Source organism: Rossellomorea sp. NPDC077527 (assembly GCF_044542955.1).
Taxonomy (GTDB): domain Bacteria; phylum Bacillota; class Bacilli; order Bacillales; family Bacillaceae_B; genus Rossellomorea; species Rossellomorea aquimaris_E.
Window position 1 is genome coordinate 363,205 of the sequence record NZ_JBITVL010000003.1, and the last position, 20,599, is coordinate 383,803.

Here is a 20,599-nt window from a genome sequence, read left to right on the forward strand (position 1 = left end):
ATTATTGATTATTTCAGACGAAGCAGCCTTCTACGCTTTTTGCGCCTTTTTGTGCCGAATCTGAGCCACCCTATTTTCATAAAGAAACCGAACATAATGAGTGCGATAATCCCCATGACCATGAGAACGATAAAATACCCACTTCGCTCATCCAGTTCAGGCATGTAGACAAAGTTCATTCCGTATAACCCTGCAATAAACGTAAGGGGCATGAAGATCGTCGTGATGACTGTCAGGGTCATCATGATGTTATTCATTTTATCCGAATTGATTGAAAGGTAATTATCACGTATATCGGATGAAAATTCCCTGTAAGACTCAAGCATTTCTACCAGTTTGATCAAATGATCATATACATCATTGAAATATAATTGTTCTTCCTTCAATGAATTTAACCTTCCGGAGTTACTGATCCGGTATAAAAGATCCCTCATCGGTACAAGGGTTCTCCTGAGTTTTGACATATCGTGACGAATATCGAATAATTCATCCATAAGGTCACTGTCGGCTTCTTCATTTGTATTATCCTCGGTCGTATTGAGGCGATCTTCAATCTTATAGACAAGGGGGAAGTAATCATCCACAAGTCGGTCTACAATTCCATGCATGATCTTAAAGGGACTAAGCTGTTCCCCTTCTTCCTTCATTTTCCCCCATAATTGATTTATCGCTTGGACAGGCTCTTTATGAAACGTCACGATAAACCTCGAATTCACGAACATATTTACTTCATGGGAATCAAGGCTTTTTGGATTGACTCCGTGCATAAGGACAAATATGTATTGATCATAGAAATCGAGCTTTGGACGTTGACTGAAATCGTCCAAACAATCCTCTATTGCGAGGGGATGAAATCGAAAATACAGTTTAAGTAACCGTACATCCTTCCCTGTAGGCTCAGAAAAATCCACCCAGTACCATTTTACGTCTTTTTCTTTTATTCTTGATAAGGGAACATCACTTTGTATTTCCCCATTTTCCATGATTACACTTGTTCGTATCATATGGATCTCCCTACCTGACTTATTTCAATTTATCAATTCCCTTTTTCTCCTTCCTTCAAACAAAACCCTTATAGAAAAGTATGAATTAGTGTTAGAATATGAATCAAATTACTAAAGTAGGTGTACATATTGGAACAGCATATCAATCCCCTGGTTAGGGACATCCAAATTTCTGGTATACGAAAATTTTTCAACATGGTGGCCGATATCGACGGCATGATTTCCCTTACAATCGGCCAGCCTGACTTTCCTACCCCACAACATATTAAGGATGCAGGGAAAGCAGCCATTGATGATAATTTCACTTCTTATACGCACAACGCAGGATTTCTCGAGTTACGCAAGGCAGCTTGTTCATTCGTTAAAGAGAAATATCGATTGCAATATGACCCTTTAACAGAGGTCATTGTCACAAATGGTGCATCCCAGGGAATCGATGTGATTCTTCGGACGATTTTATGCAGAGGAGACGATTGTCTCCTTCCAGGGCCCGTATATCCGGGATACGAGCCTATCATCAAATTATGTGGAGCAAATCCGGTCCATATTGATATTACGCAAAACGAATTCAAATTGGATGCCGCTCTCATCGAGGCACATTTAACCCCATCCACCAAATGCATCATCCTTCCTTATCCCTCTAATCCAACGGGGGTCAGCTTAACTAAGGAAGAACTGAAAGAGATCGCGGATCTCCTTAAGAGTCGTGACATCTTTGTATTGGCTGATGAAATTTATAGTGAACTAACCTTTGACGAGCCACACTATTCCATTGCTGAATATTTAAGAGAACAAACCATCGTGGTGAACGGTTTATCAAAGTCACATAGCATGACAGGATGGCGGATTGGCCTTATCTTTGCTCCTGAGTCCATTTCCAAACATCTTTTGAAAGTACACCAATACAATGTATCCTGTGCATCTTCCATCTCTCAAAAGGCTGCCTATGAAGCTCTAACGGCCGGGAAAGACGATGCTTGCGAGATGAAGTCCGAATACAAGACACGAAGGGACTACGTATATGAACGACTAGTGGAAATGGGCTTTAAGGGATTGGTCAAACCCCATGGTGCTTTCTATTTCTTTGTGAAAATCCCTGACAACATCCCATTGAACTCATTCGAATTCTCCCTGGCCCTTGCCCAGGAGAAAAAAGTGGCTGTGGTTCCGGGAGACGCCTTTTCCCCACTTGGTGAGGGATTCTTCCGCCTATCCTATGCCTGCTCCATGGATCAACTGAAAGAAGGACTCAACCGGATTCAATCCTTTATCCAATCATAATGAGAGGGACGAACCTTGTTTCAAGGTCCGTCCCTCTTCTATATTAATTTTTATATTCACCATTGTTTTTTGATGCTTTTTCTTTTTTAGCTTTGTCTTTGTGAATTTTATTTGTAGCCGCGCTTCCTATTTCGTGGGCAAATTCCTCATTGATTTTTGAAGAATCGAATCCTTTTTTATTTTTTTGTTGTGGATCATTTTTATTTGTCCTTTTGGCCATCATCCATTCACCCCTTCATCTGTTGTGCTGAACCTTTGTCAGCTCAGCATATAATTATTATCCGACTTCAGCTGACGTACTATTCATAGGACATATTTTAGACAAAAAAAAGAACCAACACAGATAACTGAGTTAGTTCAAAAAAAAGGAAAAGGGGGTGTTAGTGAGAAATTAATCTCCAATTTCATGCTTAGTTATAGAATACCCGCTTTTCTGATTGATAAACCATTTTTTTATTCTTTTTTTATAAACTTTTTTAAAAATGATATTACCCTTAAATTTGTGATTGTTTTTTGATTAGTGCCAAAAAGTTATTTTAGTAAAACACTTTAAAAAAGCGCTTTCATGAAGTATAATAAACGAGGGAATCCTGGGAAAAGAGGTTTTGCTATGTATATGAAAGAACAGTATGTCTTCAAGGATGAACATATACACAAAGCCGTTATCAGAAATTATACGGAAGATGATTTTGATGCCCTGATTTCAATCCAAAAAAAAGCATTTCCCCCACCTTTCCCCTCAGATCTATGGTGGAGTAAGGATCAACTTATCCAGCATGTATTACATTTCCCATTAGGATCTATATGTGTGGAAGTGGACGGAAAAGTGGTGGGTAGCATGACGAGTCTGATTGTGGATTTCAATCCTTCAGATCCCCATCATACATGGGAAGAAATGACCGATCACGGGTTTATTAGAAATCATAATAACAATGGAAATACTTTATATATCGTGGATTTATGCATCGAACCTGACTACAGGGGATTTAAGTTAGGGAAGGTACTGATGGATGCCATGTATGAAATTGTCGTCCATTTACAATTGGACCGCTTACTTGGTGGCGGTCGCATTCCCACTTATCATAAAGTCGCCAAAACCATCCCGATTGAAGAATATATCAAGAAACTGACGTGCGGTGAATACAAAGACCCTGTCATCACGTTTCTATTGCAAACGGGTCGCACACCCTTGCGAGCAATCAAGGGCTATCTTGAAGACGAGGAATCGTGCGATTACGGCATTTTGATGGAATGGAAAAACCCTTTTAAATGATCGGTGAAACCATCTATTTTCTCTTTTTATCATTAAAAAAAGGATTGAAAGAACAATCAGCTCCTTCAATCCACGAAAAAGGGGGAAATGAGAATAAAAGGCCCAAAGGGTGTGCCTTGTCCTTATTCTTCATAAGTACAATACCCTCATTTCCTCCATCTAAACTTTATTTATTCCATTGATGTTGCTTTTTTCACGAGTGAAATAACCGCATCATTGGTGTCAAGTTGCAGTGCTTGTTCAGCCAGCTCTTTCATTTGAGCACGGTCCAACTGACGGATTTGAGAACGTGCACGCAGGATGGAAGTAGCACTCATGGAGAACTCATCCAAACCTAAGCCGAGAAGGATTGGAACAGCGATCTCATCGCCAGCCATTTCTCCACACATACCAGCCCATTTTCCTTCTTTATGAGCCGCGTCAATCACCATTTTCACCAAACGTAAGATGGCAGGATTGTACGGTTGATATAAGTAGGAAACGCGCTCGTTCATGCGGTCGGCAGCCATTGTATACTGAATCAGATCATTGGTTCCAATCGAGAAGAAATCAACTTCCTTGGCGAAAACATCCGCCATGACAGCAGTCGAAGGGATTTCAACCATGATTCCAACTTCAATATGATCCGCGACGTTTGTTCCGTTTTCAAGAAGAGCATTTTTCTCTTCTTCAAGGATGGCTTTCGCGTCCCTGAATTCTTGGAGATTTGAAATCATCGGGAACATGATCTTAAGGTTTCCGAACGGGCTTGCCTTTAATAACGCTCTGAGCTGGGTACGGAAGATATCCTGCTCATCTAAACAAAGACGGATCGCACGGTATCCTAGGAACGGATTCATTTCTTTTGGCAGATTTAAGTAAGGTAGCTCCTTATCCCCGCCGATGTCAAGAGTACGTACCACGACAGGCTTCCCGTCCATGCCTTCTAATACAGCTTTATATGCTTCGTATTGTTCGTCTTCAGACGGTAACTCGTCACGACCCATATATAGGAATTCTGTACGATACAGTCCTACACCTTCTCCACCGTGATTGATGACTCCTTCTAAGTCCTTCGGTGTCCCAATATTGGCAGCCAGTTCAACATGCTCCCCATCCTTGGAAACGGTCGGTTCGTTTACAAGCTTTGCCCATTCAGCTTTTTGTTCTTCATATCGGGCATGTTCTTTCTTATACTGTTCGATGACTTCCGGTGTCGGATTAATATGTACTTCCCCATTTAATCCGTCAACGATGATCATATCACCATTTTCAACAGAGGACGTAATGGATTTAGTACCCACTACCGCTGGAATCTCCATTGAACGGGCCATGATGGCCGAGTGTGAAGTTCTTCCACCGATATCTGTTGTAAATCCTTTAACGAATTCGCGGTTCAATTGTGCCGTGTCTGAAGGAGTTAGATCCTCAGCAATCACAATCACTTCTTCTGTTACCATGCTTGGATTGGCAATCTGTACGCCCAGGAGATGTGAAAGGACGCGTTTCGTCACATCACGGATATCCGCTGCGCGTTCTTTCATGTACTCATTGTCCATGGATTCGAACATGGAAACGAACATATCCGCTGTTTCTTTAAGTGCAAATTCAGCGTTTACATTTTCTGATTTAACTTTGTCTTCGATTGGTGTCAGTAGTTCTGGATCGCTTAAGACAAGAAGATGCGCTTCAAAGATTTGAGCTTTATCTTCACCTAAATCTTCTCTAGCTTTATCACGGATCGCTTCAAGCTCTGATTTTGACGTCGCAATGGCTTCCTGGAAGCGTGTCACTTCCTCTTCAGCATTGGCTACGCTTTTCTTTTCAAAGCTTAAGTCAGGTTCAACCAAACGATACGCTTTCGCAATGGCAATGCCATTTGATGCCGCAATTCCTTTTAACAGACTCGACATTACTCAGCTAAACCTTCTTTGTTCAATGTTTCTTGCAAGCTGTTTAACGCTTCTTCTTCGTCACTACCTTCAGTAATGATTGTGATTTCTGCACCTTTACCAACACCTAAAGACATAACACCCATGATTGATTTTAAGTTTACTTTCTTTTCTTTGTATTCTAGATGTACATCGCTGTCGAATTTGCTTGCCGTTTGAACTAATAGAGTTGCCGGGCGAGCGTGAATTCCTGTTTCAGCTGTAACTGTAAATGTTTTTTGTGCCATGTGAATCGACTCCTTCAATTATCTTGTTTTTGGTTGCTTCATAAAAGTAATGGATTATGAAGAAAACGTCAACTATTTCTAGTGATTAATCCATTGTTCCTATAAAGCTGTTCAATAAAAAAGAATAGCATGCAATGAGGATATACACAATTGTAAAGCTTGATTTTTTTAGTATTTCATAAATTTGCCACTGTTATGACCCTAATTATGTAAAATATGAGGTTTTCCTGTCATGCACTAAAGAAAAAACCGACCATCTTAGACTCCATCACACACATGCGATGGAATCATTAGTATGAGTCAGTTTCTTTATATCAATACTATTCTTTTTCTACCGTGTGGGATTTTGCCTTCATGAGGTTATAGCCGATTTTCGCCTTGATTACGGTTCCTTTCAAGGTCATTTCGTGATCTTCCGAGGTGTTAGTATACACATTCACCAAATCACATATACAGCGGGAAAACAATTCTGAGAGCTGCTTCAATTCTTGGACGCTTTTGTTACTATCACCTTTCATCAACTCTTCCATTACATCCATAGCCAGGCTCTTTACTCTCAGGGCCTGTTCTGTTTCATATTTCATATGGTACTCTCCCCTTCCAAGCAATCTTTCCTTTTTCTATCATATGACGGAAAAACTAGATTAGAACGGGTAGCTCTGTAACAATCATGGCTGAATATTCAATTGCGCTTCCTTTGTAAACAATTGCTTATACCCCAGCAGGATGAACAGGATTACAGTGAGTGCGACACTTCCAACAATGCCTAATAAGATGGCGATCTGATATTCAATGGCCACCAGGGGACTAATTCCCGAAAGAATCTGACCAGTCATCATCCCCGGTAAAAAAATGATACCCATTCCGAGCATATTATTAAGAGTAGGAAGGATCGCAGAATCAAAAGCGTTATCGACATAGGTCTTGGAGGCTGCTTTCGGGGTTGCCCCCAGCATCAAAGCTCCCTCAACTTTCTCTCTATGGTCTTTTAGTCCTCCTAATAGAGTATTGATGCCGAGTGTAATACCCGTCATCGAATTCCCAACAATCATCCCTGCAATAGGAATGAAGTATCTCGGCTCATACCATGGAGAAAAATGGATAACGACCATATTAAAGTAAAAAAGGCAAGCAAGCGTCCCTATGAATAAAGAGAACGCGGCAACCCCCTTCAGTTTTATATCCATTCCATACCTAACCTGCTTAAAGACATTCATAATGGCAAAAGCCTCCATTATCAAGATGATACTCAAGGTAAGCAGCGGGCTGGGATGATCAAAAATATATGTAAGTATGTACCCGGCGATAATCAATTGAATTGTCATCCGAAAGGAAGCGAGTATGATTTGTTTTTCCCTTGACACCCCTCGCCATTTCACGATGAACAGTAAGAGAAGAACAAATGCATAGGCTGCTATGAATCTCCATAATTCAATATCAATGATTCCTTTTTCCAATTTCATTCCCTCCTCCCTTATTTTGAAATCGTAATGATATCTTCCCCATATTGCTCAGCCACATTAGTAGAATGAGTCACCATAATGATGGTTCCACCATGCCCTTTTGCACACTCAATAAAGCTTTTCATCACTTCGATTTCTGTTTCTTCGTCAAGAGCCGATGTGGGTTCATCCAATAAATAGACGACCGCCTCCATCAATAATACGCGGCCTAGGGACAACCTTTGTCTTTCTCCGCCTGAGAGCTGATCTGAAGGGGTATCCAGAGGTTTATCGAGTTTAACGACCTTTAATATATTGATGAGATCCTCTCTCCCTGCCAGGGGCTTCTCTGAGAATACAAGGCCTTTTTGAAGATTTTCCTCTACTGTTGCACCGAATAATAGAGGGGTTTGAGAAATCATGACGGCTTCTCTCCTGTGCATGACGGAATCGACATCCTGTAACGGTTTCCCCTTATAAAGAACATGTCCCCTATCGGGTATATTCATTTTATTCAATAGTTTCAATAGAGTGGACTTTCCGGCACCACTTTCCCCGACCAGGCAGGTTGTTATGAGTTCGGAAATTTCCATACTGTCAATATGTAAGATATCTTTAAAATGCACGTCCCTTAATTCAAATAACATGAACAACACCTCCTCATCTTTATCATACCCATAGGGAGAAAAAATTAAAGAAGCTGATGACAGGATGACCATTCCTGTATTCATCAGCTTCTTCTATTGTTCTATTCTTTTGCCATTCTTTCTTTTAACTTATCCCTGTAAATCTTTATCTTTTCCGTAAAGTAATCGACTTCATCCTGAGCGGGTATGAATTGACCATATCTTACCCGTTCATAAATAGAAAAAAATCGTTCCGTTCCACTGAGCCCGATTCTATTGAACCACAATTGAACATTTTCATTCGGATATCTTCCTGCTTCACTCATAAGGGATTCCTCTTCCAGCTTTTCCATCGATAGGCGGATTACATCTCTTGCTTTGGAATATGAGATACCCGCTTTTTCATCCTCTTCAACAGGAGTCAAGATTTTTTGGGTTGTCATGGTAGTAGAATGTACCTCACTATCCGACAAATAAAGGGACGCTTTTCGTTTCTTTACCAAGTAAATGATCACAAATAAGACCAATAAACCCAACAGTACCTCGTTCAACCAAGAAAAAGATAATCCTTGGCTAGGATCTAAAGCCTGACTTTGATCAATTGCTTGCTTTTGAACTTCACTTCCCGTCCCCTTTTGGGCATCATCCGAAAACATGTTCATAATCATATCTCTTAGTTTGATCAATTGTTCAAATATTGGATTCACCATGAATGAAACTAGCCAGAATCCTTTTTCCGCCCCCCAGTAGAGCACTCTGCTTCCCAAGAAGCTTACAAATGCAAGTAGGCCTCCCGCTATTGCCACTAACACCCAAAGCCCCATTGGTTTCAAAAGCACTTTTTCATTTCCTCGTTTCACATCGGTGATCATCCTTTGAATAGGTGTCAACGTGATGATCATTGAAAATAAGACAAACAACAGGCAGTAGATGATATACGTATTATCCATATCTCTCATTGGGCCGGTTAATAATGATGCCGATGCAATAAATAAAAATATCAGTACTGACCCGCTGCTCACTTCGATGGCTGTTTCATTACTCTCAATATAAGATGTGATCCTCCAATGTAAAAAAGTCAGTATAGATAAAATCACCCACCATGAAGCAGAGAAGAAAAAGATACTTAAGCATAGAGAAAGTAAAAGAGCCACCAGCAATAGTTTTTTCATAGATTGTTTCATCATGCCAAATGCGGTAAAGGACAGTACGATGACAAAAACCATACAAAGTGCCGGAATATAACTGCTTAGGATTACGTCTTTCGGATATAGGAATGTGATGGCCAACAGGGCGAATAAAACATCAACTCCCACCAACATCCCCAATTTCACCAGGAGCATTTGTTTATGTTTGGTCAGGAAGGGACTTTCAACGAACGATTCCATAATGTGACGACTCCTTGTTTTTGTTCTATGTTCAACTTATAAACTTGTATTTTCTGTTTCTCAATATTCATTAACAAAGCTTCTTCTCTCTTCTCAATGACACCTCCTACGATAAAGACGGAAGGAACTAATTGTCGTAGATATAAATGTTTGAGTACAATATGGAAAGGTATCGTAAACTCATCTGTCGATAGAGTAGAAAGGAGCTCCATACCCCTTTGCCTGTGAGCCCTTCCTGATCCCGGCGGGAGGTAATAATACGGTGTCCGGCCTTGGGATCTCACGTTTAACACAAGGGAGAACGAAATGTTTTGTTCAACCGCAAGCTGCATCATGAATGATGTATATTTAATCAAATCTTCCAGATGATTTGTGATGGCGTAGCGATCGGAAATATTAATGGCTATCATCCACTCTTTCTGGGTGGAAGGCGCATAGATCTTTGTTTGAAGGCTTCCAGTACGGGCCGTTGCTTTCCAATGAACGTCCTGGAACCGATCGCCTTGAATATAGTCCCTGGTACCAACTTGATGAAATACATCATGAAATAATGAATGTTGGATTGGCACATCCCCCTGTCTCCAAGTAAGCTGTTGTTCTGCCATTTTAACAGGGGAATTCGCAGGAAATACAATGATGGTCGATGGGACATGATCAAGTAAATCCAGGATTACTTTTCCGCTTCCGAATAAGTGAGGGATTTCCAACTGCATTTTAGTAACCTTGCATAAGCCCCTCCTCTTTCCCATAACCGGTATAGAAATGGTTCCTTTATCGTCTTTACGGAGCGAAAAAGGGATGGAAACTTCAATACTGTCACCCACGTCTGATGTATATGGGTGCATGGTCGGAATGACAATATCTTTAAACGTGATTTTTAACGTCGCCCCCCATATGGACATCCCTTTATTCTGAATCTGAAATTCCCACTTTTGCTCCTCATCACAATGCAGCCTTATTCTTCTCATGGTTCTTCCGATGGTCACACCTTCACCAACGTTTAATAGATACCATTGATGTACCTTGAAATAAAGGATCATCAATAAAAATATGCCAAACCCAACAAAGGATTGCACATAAAAACTTGCGGATCCGACAATGACAAGAAGAACTAGAGTCATGGATATATATGGATCTTCAACTATGTCTCGTTTCCACTTCACTAAGCTTGCCCCGCTTCAACAGGTGTAATGGCCATTTGAACTATTTGTTCAATGACTTCCTCTGTTGTTCTCGTTAAGGAAGACTCTATCATTAATTGGATGCGATGCTGTAAAACATATGGGGCAACCGCTGCAATATCCTGCGGCCTAACAAAATCCCTGCCTTCAATAAATGCCTGCGCCTGGGCAGCCTTAAGAAGTGCTAGGCTGGCACGTGGACTTGCACCTACTTCCACCCATTCATGTTCCCGTGTGCCCCTCGTAATTTGAAGGATATACGTTTCAATATCCCCTGATACGTGCACTTCTTTGACAAGTCGGGTCAGTGATTGCAGTTCATCCATTCCCATTACTTTTTTCACTGTATTCAGCGGTTCCTCCGCTTTAAAGCGGTTCAATATTCCTCTCTCTTCTTCGAAGGACGGATATGTAAACGGAATCTTCAATAAGAAGCGATCCAACTGCGCAGCCGGCAGCGGAAATGTCCCCTGCTGAGATTCAATGGGATTCTGGGTCGCCACCACGATGAAAGGGGGGGATAACGGAACGGTTTCTCCGTCTATAGTAATCTGCCTTTCTTCCATCACTTCCAGTAGACTGGCCTGGGTTCTTGGTGTAGCCCTGTTAATTTCATCTGCCAGTAAAACGTTCGTGACAACAGGTCCCGTTCTTAGTTCAAATTCTTGCGTTTTAGGATTGAAAAACTGTATACCCGTTACATCACTGGGTAACACGTCTGGTGTAAATTGAATTCTTTTGAAAGCTCCTTCAATGCATTGACTGAATGTTTTGGCGAGCAAAGTCTTACCCGTTCCCGGCACACTCTCAAGGAGAACATGTCCTTCTTGAAGTAAGGCAATCATCAAGAGGTCAATCTCTTTGTCTTTTCCCACTAACACTTTATTCATTTCTTTCTTTATCAAATCCAGTCCATTCATTCTTTTTCCCCCTATTTTACATTCATTTTACAATTTGATTAAATTTTCTAACAATATCTTTTTCTTATCTTACCATAATTCTTTGTAAATTTATCCCTTTTTTTATAAAAAAAACGATCACTCTGCCATATTGGTTAGTGATCGGTTTTTTCTATTATATACAACTCGTCATCCTATTCCTTTTTCCACCCCGTCAGTGTTTATAAATCATCTTCCTCGTCATCCCGCCGTCAACAACAAGATTTTCGCCGGTTATGAAATCATTATCAGGATTTGCAAGAAATAAGCACGCCCTTGCAATGTCCTCTGGCTTCCCGACCCTGCCGGATGGATGCTGTTCATGATCCATGTCTCTCAATGAGGCATAATCTTCTGTTTGGATCCATCCAGGACTGATGGAGTTGACGCGGATCCCCACCTCGCTCAGTGTGATGGCAAGTGAGTGCGTAAGACTGACAATGCCACCTTTGGTAGCCGAATAGGCTTCTGTATCCGGTTCAGACATAAAAGCCCTGGTGGAAGCCATGTTAATGATACATCCTCCACGGTCCTTCATTAACTCTGCCGCTTCCCTGCTGCAATAAAATACACTGCTTAAATTCGCTGATATAATGCTGTTCCAATCATCAGGTTTCATATCCCAAAACGACATGAACCTGGAAACACCTGCATTATTAATCAGAACATCCACCACACCATGTTCCTCCCTGATAGTAGTGAAAGCCTTTCTCACCTCTAGAGGGTCACCTACGTTCACTTCATGAAAGCGGGCGCTATACCCTTCAGTATTGAGCTTCTTGGAAAGTGCATTCCCTCCCACTCCATCCATGTCCATAAATTCTACAATTGCACCCTGTTTGGAAAATTCTTCAACCAAGGATCTCCCTATTCCATTGGCTCCTCCTGTGATGCATACAACATTCCCTTTCACAGTACTCACTCTCCTTTGGTTCTATCAATTTCTGCTATAAAAAGGATACCCTATCCACTAGCTTCCCAATCTTCTTTAAGCAATAGAAAAAGGTTAACCCGGTTGAAATTCTCTCTTAGGTAAGAAAGGCCATTTCTTATGGGTTAACCTTATATTTATTGAATGATTTTCCTTTGAACTCTTTTATTCGAATCATCGCGCTGATGAATATTGATCAAGGCATCCAGCTCTTCACTCAGTTGAATGGTTGTTGGATTGCTCAGGCCAAAACGAATTCCAGACTGAATCATCTTTGAGCGTATGACCTCAATTCGAGCGGCTATTGTACCGTTCATCAACTTCACCTCTACTTCTTTTCTCTATTTTACTATTAATTCCACATAGAGAAAAGAGAAAAGTACTCAGCTTTCATATCGTTCATGATGATTCCTATTATTTTGCGAAACGATGCTTCCCTATTGTCAGCAGTGTTTCCCTGCTTGTGATCCAGTCGCTTGTAGATGTTACTGGATTATAGAAAAATAGAGAACCTTTCCCCTGACCTCTGAATGCAAGTGCTTCTTGGACGGCATCTCTGGCTTCCTGGGAAGGAGCCTGGTTGATTTGTCCATTTTGCACTGGTGAAAAGGCATAATGTCCATTGGAAACCTGATAAATGACCTTTTTAATAGAGTCAGGGAATTCTGTGGAATCGACTCTATTCAATACGACGGTTGCCACAGCCACTTTTCCTGCATATGACTCACCTTTCGCTTCTGCATGCACAAGCTTTGCCAACAGCTCACGGTCTTCAGCCGTTACGTTATTGTCAGGAATCTCTATCGTTTGACCCGGATAAAGGTCATTGGTTGTAAGATTATTTTCTTTCTTTAATTGAATGACGGATACAGATTTCTCTTTACCGATATCCCAAAGGGACTCACCTTTTTCTACGGTGTGAATTCCCTCTGCAGCAAACGTTTGAGTTGAGAATGTAACAAATGAAAGTGCTGCAATTCCTATCATAAAGCTTTTCTTAATCATTTCTCTACCTCCTAAATAGTGCTCCCCACTAAGATAACAATGAATGAGGGGATTTTCAGCAGGTAATGGTTACCACCCATTGCGAAGACTTTAATACTAACCGAACATATGTCGTCATATACTAATCTTATACAGAAGGACTCCCTGGGACTGATTCATACAATGAAACAAAAAAGCAGAGGATATCTCCCCTGCTACCTTAACTTCTAGGCGTTTCCAGATATTGAAATTGAATATTCCCGCCTTGCTGGGCGATTCCACGGAACTGTTTAAAATCATCTTGTTTTACCAGAATCGAACGAAAGGCCAGGAAATTTTCTTTCATCACCGTAATTTCTTCTATTTCTCTTGTACGCAATAATTGCAGTTGCTCAAGAATTTCTGCTTCACTCATAACCTTACTCCCTTCCTCACTGATTCTATTGTAATTTTAAATGGTATATAAGCTCAAGTCATAATTTTCATATGTAATTGTTAGAAAACTCTTTACCTTTCCATGACTTTACGTCAAAATATTAGTAATTGTTTGTAGAATTTTGCCAAAAAGGAGCGACCTTTGATGAAAAAAGCAGAAATCGGTAATGTCATTGAATTTAGAGATGGATTAAAAGGCATCGTTGAAAAAGTGAATGAAAATTCCGTGATCGTCGATTTAACCTATATGAAGAATTATCGTGATCTTGAATTAGAAGAAAAGACGGTGGTTAATCACAAAAACTATAAAATCGTAGAAGCATAATACCGAGAACACTATTCTTCCAAGGAGGGCTCCCCCTCCTTATTCTTCTGTAAGGTTTATTGAATCACCTTTGAGGTTATTCTTATATCATACTGTTTCAAAAGGTGGAGCCTTATCATGAATATGAATATACATATCTTTAATAAAGCGCAAAAAAGCTTTTGGTTTGTGCCATTTTTATTCTCCCTTATCTCATTATTTCTCTCTCTCATCACCTTTTATTTTGATTGGTGGTTGAGTCAGCATAGCTATCCCATATTCCCTAAGGTATTATTCTCTAATTTCAACTTATCCATGACCATTATCAGTACCATTGCATCATCCATCATGACCATGACGACCATTACGTTTTCGACGATTATGGTTGTCCTTACAACATTTCTTTCCCAGTATTCACCAAGGACTTTACAAAACTTCATCAACGACCGTCCGACTCAGAGGGTGCTGGCCATCTTTGTTTCCGGAGTGGTTTACTGCATCACACTGCTCGTCCTTCTCAAAGATGAATCCGGTCAGGAATTATATATTTCCTCAGCATTTGCCGGGATTGTGGCAGTAGTATGTTTATTTGTTTTCGTCTATTTTGTACATCATGTTTCCAATTGGGTAAAGGTGAGTAACTTAATCCATAACATCACCATAAAAACGAATAAGAAAATTGATGAGAGTTACTTATTCAGAAGAAATGCCATTAATGAAGACCCTTCAACATTCAATGAGTCATACTTTGAAGACACCGAGCCCTATAACGTGTTCAGTGAGGAATCAGGGTATATGCAACAAATCGATATTGAAGGAATGATCAAGAAAGCCAGGAAGGACAAAAGCATTGTCCGGATGGTGAAAACTCCAGGCGAATACTTACTCGAAGGGACCCCTGTCATGACAGTCTGGTCCACAGAAGATGAAATAGATGCTGAAAGTTACCTGAAATTCCTTGTACTTGGCCCTGATAAAGAGCCGATGGAAGACATCGAACTTGGCATCCGGAAACTTGTAGAGATAGCCTTACGAGCGATTTCCCCTGCCATCAATGACCCGAACACGGCAAAGAATTGCATAGAAGAAATCGGGATCATCCTTTCCAAGCTTGCAAAACACAAGCTTCCAAGCTCTTATTTGACTGATGACGAAAACAATGTACGCATCATATTAGAACAGCCTACCTTTGTTGATTATTTATACAAGAGCTTTTATCAATTACGTCATTACGGGAAACAAGATATATCGATCATTACAGAAATCCTCCGTTCGTTGAGAATGATCGGTGAAAATAACAGTGGGGAAACAAAGCGCATGGTATGGACATTCAAGGACTACATCCTGGAGGGAATCGACTATGACAGCCTCCAGAACCTTGATATGCAGTACATCATGAGACATCTTGACCAACTGGCCTCTGCATGCAGTCTGGATGATTGGGATAAGGACGAAGTGCGTAATAGATACTTTCCCGATCAATACAAAACCGAAGACTCTTATACCGATAAATCTTCATGACTGAAACAAAACAAAACGGATGACTGTTGTCATCCGTTTTTCTTATGATTATTTATCTTTTTTCCCGTCTGTAAGTTCTTTGAACGAAGAAACCTTCCCATGAGGTTGCTGATTTTCTTTCCTTACATTCCACTTTCTCTCTTTTTCATGCTTTGATTCTGTCATGGTTCCCACTCCTTTTTGAATATATGATCATTATTAACATGGGCAGCAGACACATATTTTACTCTCCATAAAGATTATTTCTTTGGTTTCATCCAGAGAAGAATGATGAATACCAAACTCATGTAACCAAATAGTGGATAGAGATACGATAAGAGTTCGCTGTATTCGAAGAAACTTAAAGAATAGATCATCAGGAAGATACCGGTGAATGTAAAGAATGAAGGTCCCTTCCAATAATTGCTTAACTGCTTCTCGAGACCAAATACTCCACCAATGACAGACGTGAAGATTTCACCATATATGATGAGGATATAAACAAAGTAAAAACCGGAAACAAATGACTTCATCACGACGGCCATAGGAATTTGATATTGGGTCACGTTAGGAATCATCACCAGGGTGATATGACTGGATATCAAAATAAGAGTAAGAAAAAAGCCGCCGAGATATCCCCCATATTTAATCATTTCCCGATCTTTCATTTCTCCGGCAACCGGAACAAGTACCGCCTGTGCCATTGCGAGATTAAAGGCAACATACGAAAAAGGGGCAACGACGGATTTCCACCCATCTTCTGCATGAGGTATCATCAGAAAGGAGTCTAAAAAAGCAGCATGGCGCACTGAGTATACCATCAGGAACAGATTAAAGAATATCATTAAGGGCACTACAAACGTATTCACTGCAAATAACCCTTTGATTCCGACCATCATAGTGAAAAAACCTAACGCGATAGTCAACAGAATGCCCAATTGTTTAGATAAGAGGAGCTGTTCCTGAAAAACCGCCCCGGCTCCTGAAAGCATGACAGCGGAAACACCGATCAGCATAATCATCATAACGATATTCATGATTTTGGAAAACCATTTTCCAAATAAGTACTCGTTGAATTCTTCGAAAGACTTCGCTTTGATATCATGGGATTTGAGCATGATCTTGGTCCCCATGGTAATAAATAAGTATCCGCTTAATAAAATGGCAATAAACCCGACAAAACCGAACCGGGTGAAAAACTCTACGATTTCCCTTCCCGTGGCAAAACCGGCTCCTATGACAGTTCCTACATATACGGCAGCTATCTGAAAAGATCCAGCAATTTTTTTCATCCCATCACCTCTGACACCTTCTACTTCACCTTATGTACAAGCATGGAAAATCAGAAGCAAAAGAAAATAATTCTTTGAAATTTCACCCTGTATATAAATTGATGGCAAATAAAAAAACAGCCGTATGAAATACGGCTGCCAAACTTAGCTTATAAGGATTTATCGTCGATATCATTTAACCATTGTCTAATTGGTGCAATCACTTTCTCGACTGTCCCCTCTTGGAATGGGGAGTCTAGGTTTGCAGCTTCCACTAGCGCAGTAAAGGAACGGCTCCCTCCCAGTTTACAAAGGGAAACATAATCACCCCACGCACCTTCACGATCCTTCTTCATTTTCGTCCAGAACTGAAAAGCACAAATTTGAGCCAGCGTGTAATCAATATAGTAGAAAGGTGAATTATAGATATGAGACTGACGCTGCCAGAATCCTCCATTTTCCAGGTAGGTAACATTGTCATAATCCTTGTGAGGCAAGTATACTTTTTCGATTTCCCTCCACGCAGCGTTTCGTTCAGCAGGAGTGGCCTCTGGGTTCTCATACACAAAATGTTGGAATTCATCGACAGCGACTCCGTATGGCAGGAATTGCAGCGCTTCGCTCAAATGTGAAAATTGATACTTATCCGTGTCTTCCTTAAAGAAATAATTCATCCATGGCCAAGTAAAGAACTCCATACTCATGGAATGGATCTCACACGCTTCGTACGTAGGCCATATATATTCAGGAATATCGAACCCACGGCTTGAATAGACCTGGAACGCATGACCCGCTTCGTGGGTCAACACATCGATATCTCCCGACGTACCATTAAAGTTCGAGAAAATATAAGGCGACTCTTGGTTAGCAATATAGGTGCAATATCCGCCTCCTGCTTTCCCTTTCTTCGCTTCTAAATCCATGAGGTTCCTCTCGATCATGAAATCAAAAAATTCTTTCGTTTCAGGAGAAAGTTCTTCGTACATTTTCTTTCCATTTTCGATAATCCACTGAGGATCCCCTTTAGGCGCTGCGTTTCCGGATGTGAATTTAAATCCTTCGTCATAAAACTTCATGGAGTCGATGCCGATGCGTTGTCCCTGTCTTTCTTTCAACTCTGTGGCTAGAGGGACGATATGCTCCTTCACTTGATCGCGGAATACTTTTACCATATCAGGAGTATAATCGGTTCTTGTCATACGATAATACCCTAACTCAACGAAGTTTTTATACCCTAATGTAGTCGCAATCTCATGACGGAGTTTGACTAACTCATCGAATATACGGTCTAATTCTTCCTGATTTTCTTCGAAGAAGGATACAGTGGCAAGTGCCGCATCTTTTCTCGTGTCGCGATGTATGGATTGGGTGAATGGACCCATCTGGGCCAAAGTCCGCTCTTCACCTTCAAATGGAATCTTGGCAGAAGCCATTAGTTTTGTATACTGAGAAGACAGCTTATTTTCTTTTTGAAGCAGTGTGATGATTTCAGGAGAAAAAGTCTTGATTTCACTCTCTGCAAGAGAAAATAATTGTTTTCCCCACTTTTTTTCTAAATCTTCACGATAAGGAGAATTCACCAGTTCCTGATAATATTCAGTCACCATGCCGGAAACCTCAGGCATCATATCATCGATGTATTCCTGCTCTTCTTTGTAAAAGGAATCATTGGTATCGATGGAATGTCTTATATAACATATGTTCTGCATGGTATCGATATTTAGTCGAATCTCATTGATATCCTTGATGGCTTCCACCTGTTCAGATACATCCGAAGCAGATTTAAATTTCTGGAGCGCCTTCTCAAAAACCGGTTTAATCTCTTCCAGATTTGGTCTTTCATATGTAAATTCTTCAAACTTCATACATTGTGCCTCCTTTTAAATTCATCCCGAACTATAGTTATTCGACCTCCAATAAGGAATTTCCTGTTAAAGTAGGATTGAATTTCGATAATGCTAATAAAACAAAAACCCCGTCTAGTGGACGGGGCAGGTTGATGGAGCTTAATAGGACAAATCTTTAATGGATAGTCCCAGCTTTTTCAGATTTTGTATCGTTTCTTGCTTTTCATCCGAAGATAAAGAAGACATCAATTCATGGATCCTCTTCTCATGATTCGGGAAAATATCATCGATTAACTCCCTGCCATCCTCCGTGATCTGAGCATAGGTCACGCGACGATCCTTCGGACATGCAACACGTTTCAGGTAACCTTTTTGTTCAAGCTTATCGACAACATACGTGATGCTTCCGGATGCTAACAGGATCTTTCCGCCTATTTGCTGCAAGGGCTGGTCTCCCTTATGATATAGTAGCTCCAGGACGGCAAATTCAGTAGGATTTAATCCATTTTCTTGAATGTTTTTGTTTATTTCTTCATTTAAGGCTTTAAAAGCTCTCGACAGGACAATGAAAAGCTTCAATGATTGTTTTGAATCCTGCAATTCTTTCATGGCATTCATTCCTTTAAAGAATATATCTCAGTTTCAAAATATTATACAAAGAAAACCTCACATTGTCAAACTAGAGAGTGATAGCATACCAAACCAAAGGACGGTGCGCGCGCACCGTCCTTTGGTTGTTTGAAATAACGACAAATTCGTTTGATTGTCTAATTTTAAAAGTGGGATTAGTTGGAGATTCTTTCTCTTTTATCATGCTAAATGATGAGGGGTTCTTGTTGAGTGGTCAAGAAGCAGTGCGTTTTAATATGCTCTTGATGTATTGCCCGAAATCAAGTGATGATTCCTGTGATGCTAGTGGTACAACGTTATGTGTACACTTTTCATAGTCGTTCAAGAGCTGATCCAATTGCTGGCTGCATTTGATTGTTTCTTCTGCACAAAGCCCCAGATTCTCCCCGAGTGAAATCATTTCTGAACGTTTCTGATTGATTCTCAATAATAACCATTTTTGTTTTAAAAGACGACCCATTTCTACTAAACTCCTTTTTTAGCTCCTAGTCTATATTTAGTAAAATCGTTACTTGAGAATTATCGCAAGTATTATCAGAAAAGTAAATAGATTCGCAAAACAAGACAAAATAACTAGTAATGTATCTTTATCTGACATTTTTCGCCAAAACCAAATGATGAAGCTGGAGTATATCTAAATATATCAATCTAAAGACGAACTACCTTTACTGATGAGTTCTCTACGATCACTTGTTACACCACTGCCTGATTACGTGCAAGATTCCGCTTTTCCCGCAGGAGTCTCCGCTTTGCACTCCAAACAACAGCCGGAACCTGCTAAATGCACTAAGTCATAAAAATAAAAATCCGAACGATTTCAAAGAATCATTCGGATATTACTTTGATTATAATACTTTTGTCTCTGCTTCATCCCGATAGTAGATTAATAGATGGGAACCCAGCCTTCACGTGTAACGAAAATACGGACTGCGACTACTTTCTTATCTTCGCTTAAAGTGAAATAGTGGCGGATATTCTCTGGAACAGAGATTAAGTCTCCCGGATTAAGGTGAACCTCAAAGAAATCTCCGTCATTTCCTTGAATGACAAATACACCATGACCATTTACAATAAAACGGACTTCATCATCTGTGTGATGATGCTCTTGTTGAAAACTCTTTAGAAGCTCTTCAAGATTAGGGGTTTCTTCCGAAAGAGAAATGATATCCCATGCCTGATATCCCCTTCTCTCAGAAATGTCTTCTATTTCTTCTTTGAATGTAAACAGAATGTGTTCCTTATCACCTTCCGTCAATACATATTGCTCATGAAGACTCTTGTCCAGCTTTCCGATATCCCACTGTTCATATACTACTCCTTGTTCTCTTAAATAGCGTACTACCTCCTCTTGATCTTCTATCACTTGGTTTTTACCTTGGATTTTGATTGTTGTCATGATCTGATTC

General features: G+C 40.3%; 24 protein-coding genes. 4 read left to right on the forward strand and 20 right to left on the reverse strand.

Features of this window, described 5'->3' with window-relative positions:
* Window positions 1-8: 8 nt before the first annotated feature.
* Window positions 9-1,004 (reverse strand): magnesium/cobalt transporter CorA, encoded by a 996-nt coding sequence (corA, locus tag ACIGG7_RS11740; protein WP_224941431.1) that lies wholly within the window; start codon window positions 1,002-1,004, stop codon window positions 9-11.
* A gap of 129 nt (window positions 1,005-1,133) precedes the next feature.
* On the opposite strand from corA, the gene ACIGG7_RS11745 reads away from it, so the two are divergent.
* Window positions 1,134-2,285, forward strand: coding sequence for an aminotransferase A (locus tag ACIGG7_RS11745; protein ID WP_397549853.1), 1,152 nt, complete (start codon window positions 1,134-1,136; stop codon window positions 2,283-2,285).
* A 43-nt stretch (window positions 2,286-2,328) separates the two neighbouring features.
* Here ACIGG7_RS11745 and ACIGG7_RS11750 read toward each other — a convergent pair whose 3' ends face one another.
* Window positions 2,329-2,508 (reverse strand): hypothetical protein, encoded by a 180-nt coding sequence (locus ACIGG7_RS11750; RefSeq protein WP_397550056.1) that lies wholly within the window; start codon window positions 2,506-2,508, stop codon window positions 2,329-2,331.
* A gap of 387 nt (window positions 2,509-2,895) precedes the next feature.
* On the opposite strand from ACIGG7_RS11750, the gene ACIGG7_RS11755 reads away from it, so the two are divergent.
* Window positions 2,896-3,558 carry a GNAT family N-acetyltransferase gene (locus ACIGG7_RS11755; RefSeq protein WP_397549854.1) on the forward strand — a complete coding sequence of 221 codons (663 nt, stop codon included), beginning with the start codon at window positions 2,896-2,898 and terminating at the stop codon, window positions 3,556-3,558.
* 170 nt (window positions 3,559-3,728) lie between these two features.
* Here ACIGG7_RS11755 and ptsP read toward each other — a convergent pair whose 3' ends face one another.
* The 12 genes from ptsP to ACIGG7_RS11815 all read right to left on the reverse strand — a co-directional run bounded on the left by ptsP (window position 3,729) and on the right by ACIGG7_RS11815 (window position 13,621).
* Complete coding sequence (gene ptsP, locus ACIGG7_RS11760; protein ID WP_224941435.1) at window positions 3,729-5,450, reverse strand: phosphoenolpyruvate--protein phosphotransferase; 1,722 nt, start codon at window positions 5,448-5,450, stop codon at window positions 3,729-3,731.
* Window positions 5,450-5,716 carry a phosphocarrier protein HPr gene (locus tag ACIGG7_RS11765; RefSeq protein ID WP_034756145.1) on the reverse strand — a complete coding sequence of 89 codons (267 nt, stop codon included), beginning with the start codon at window positions 5,714-5,716 and terminating at the stop codon, window positions 5,450-5,452. The genes ptsP and ACIGG7_RS11765 overlap by 1 nt, the downstream gene beginning before the upstream one ends.
* A 320-nt stretch (window positions 5,717-6,036) precedes the next feature.
* On the reverse strand, window positions 6,037-6,300 hold the full coding sequence (locus ACIGG7_RS11770; RefSeq protein WP_224941436.1) for a hypothetical protein: 264 nt from the start codon (window positions 6,298-6,300) through the stop codon (window positions 6,037-6,039).
* Window positions 6,301-6,384: 84 nt separating this feature from the next.
* Window positions 6,385-7,179, reverse strand: coding sequence for an ABC transporter permease (locus ACIGG7_RS11775; RefSeq protein WP_224941437.1), 795 nt, complete (start codon window positions 7,177-7,179; stop codon window positions 6,385-6,387).
* 11 nt (window positions 7,180-7,190) lie between these two features.
* Complete coding sequence (locus ACIGG7_RS11780) at window positions 7,191-7,805, reverse strand: ABC transporter ATP-binding protein (protein ID WP_397549855.1); 615 nt, start codon at window positions 7,803-7,805, stop codon at window positions 7,191-7,193.
* A 101-nt stretch (window positions 7,806-7,906) separates the two neighbouring features.
* Window positions 7,907-9,172, reverse strand: coding sequence for a hypothetical protein (locus tag ACIGG7_RS11785; RefSeq protein WP_397549856.1), 1,266 nt, complete (start codon window positions 9,170-9,172; stop codon window positions 7,907-7,909).
* Window positions 9,142-10,335, reverse strand: a complete 1,194-nt coding sequence (locus ACIGG7_RS11790; RefSeq protein ID WP_397549857.1) for a DUF58 domain-containing protein — start codon at window positions 10,333-10,335, stop codon at window positions 9,142-9,144. Before ACIGG7_RS11790 ends, ACIGG7_RS11785 begins: the two co-directional genes overlap by 31 nt.
* Window positions 10,335-11,273: an AAA family ATPase gene (locus tag ACIGG7_RS11795; protein WP_397549858.1), complete on the reverse strand. Its 939-nt coding sequence runs from the start codon at window positions 11,271-11,273 to the stop codon at window positions 10,335-10,337. The genes ACIGG7_RS11790 and ACIGG7_RS11795 overlap by 1 nt, the downstream gene beginning before the upstream one ends.
* Window positions 11,274-11,466: 193 nt before the next feature.
* Entirely contained in the window at window positions 11,467-12,204 is a 738-nt protein-coding gene (locus tag ACIGG7_RS11800; RefSeq protein WP_397549859.1) for an SDR family NAD(P)-dependent oxidoreductase, read from the reverse strand.
* Between the two features lie 155 nt (window positions 12,205-12,359).
* Window positions 12,360-12,539: an aspartyl-phosphate phosphatase Spo0E family protein gene (locus ACIGG7_RS11805; protein WP_224941443.1), complete on the reverse strand. Its 180-nt coding sequence runs from the start codon at window positions 12,537-12,539 to the stop codon at window positions 12,360-12,362.
* Window positions 12,540-12,636: 97 nt separating this feature from the next.
* Window positions 12,637-13,227, reverse strand: a complete 591-nt coding sequence (locus ACIGG7_RS11810; protein ID WP_397549860.1) for a cell wall hydrolase — start codon at window positions 13,225-13,227, stop codon at window positions 12,637-12,639.
* Window positions 13,228-13,426: 199 nt separating this feature from the next.
* Window positions 13,427-13,621, reverse strand: a complete 195-nt coding sequence (locus tag ACIGG7_RS11815; protein WP_224941445.1) for a hypothetical protein — start codon at window positions 13,619-13,621, stop codon at window positions 13,427-13,429.
* 165 nt (window positions 13,622-13,786) lie between these two features.
* Here ACIGG7_RS11815 and ACIGG7_RS11820 point away from each other — a divergent pair, with 165 nt between their 5' ends.
* Window positions 13,787-13,966: a YkvS family protein gene (locus ACIGG7_RS11820; RefSeq protein WP_224941446.1), complete on the forward strand. Its 180-nt coding sequence runs from the start codon at window positions 13,787-13,789 to the stop codon at window positions 13,964-13,966.
* Window positions 13,967-14,083: 117 nt separating this feature from the next.
* Window positions 14,084-15,466, forward strand: a complete 1,383-nt coding sequence (locus ACIGG7_RS11825) for a DUF2254 domain-containing protein (protein WP_397549861.1) — start codon at window positions 14,084-14,086, stop codon at window positions 15,464-15,466.
* A gap of 48 nt (window positions 15,467-15,514) precedes the next feature.
* Here ACIGG7_RS11825 and ACIGG7_RS11830 read toward each other — a convergent pair whose 3' ends face one another.
* From ACIGG7_RS11830 to ACIGG7_RS11855, 6 genes are all read right to left on the reverse strand, one after another.
* A complete protein-coding gene (locus ACIGG7_RS11830) occupies window positions 15,515-15,631 on the reverse strand; it encodes a DUF6254 family protein (protein WP_224941448.1) in 117 nt (38 codons plus the stop codon).
* Window positions 15,632-15,705: 74 nt separating this feature from the next.
* Complete coding sequence (locus ACIGG7_RS11835) at window positions 15,706-16,737, reverse strand: YkvI family membrane protein (protein WP_224941449.1); 1,032 nt, start codon at window positions 16,735-16,737, stop codon at window positions 15,706-15,708.
* Between the two features lie 149 nt (window positions 16,738-16,886).
* Window positions 16,887-18,581: a M3 family oligoendopeptidase gene (locus tag ACIGG7_RS11840; protein ID WP_397549862.1), complete on the reverse strand. Its 1,695-nt coding sequence runs from the start codon at window positions 18,579-18,581 to the stop codon at window positions 16,887-16,889.
* A gap of 141 nt (window positions 18,582-18,722) precedes the next feature.
* Window positions 18,723-19,181 (reverse strand): MarR family winged helix-turn-helix transcriptional regulator, encoded by a 459-nt coding sequence (locus ACIGG7_RS11845; protein ID WP_397549863.1) that lies wholly within the window; start codon window positions 19,179-19,181, stop codon window positions 18,723-18,725.
* A 226-nt stretch (window positions 19,182-19,407) separates the two neighbouring features.
* Window positions 19,408-19,653: an aspartyl-phosphate phosphatase Spo0E family protein gene (locus ACIGG7_RS11850; protein WP_224941452.1), complete on the reverse strand. Its 246-nt coding sequence runs from the start codon at window positions 19,651-19,653 to the stop codon at window positions 19,408-19,410.
* A gap of 423 nt (window positions 19,654-20,076) precedes the next feature.
* Window positions 20,077-20,589 carry a 1,2-dihydroxy-3-keto-5-methylthiopentene dioxygenase gene (locus tag ACIGG7_RS11855; RefSeq protein ID WP_397549864.1) on the reverse strand — a complete coding sequence of 171 codons (513 nt, stop codon included), beginning with the start codon at window positions 20,587-20,589 and terminating at the stop codon, window positions 20,077-20,079.
* Between the last annotated feature and the right edge of the window lie 10 nt (window positions 20,590-20,599).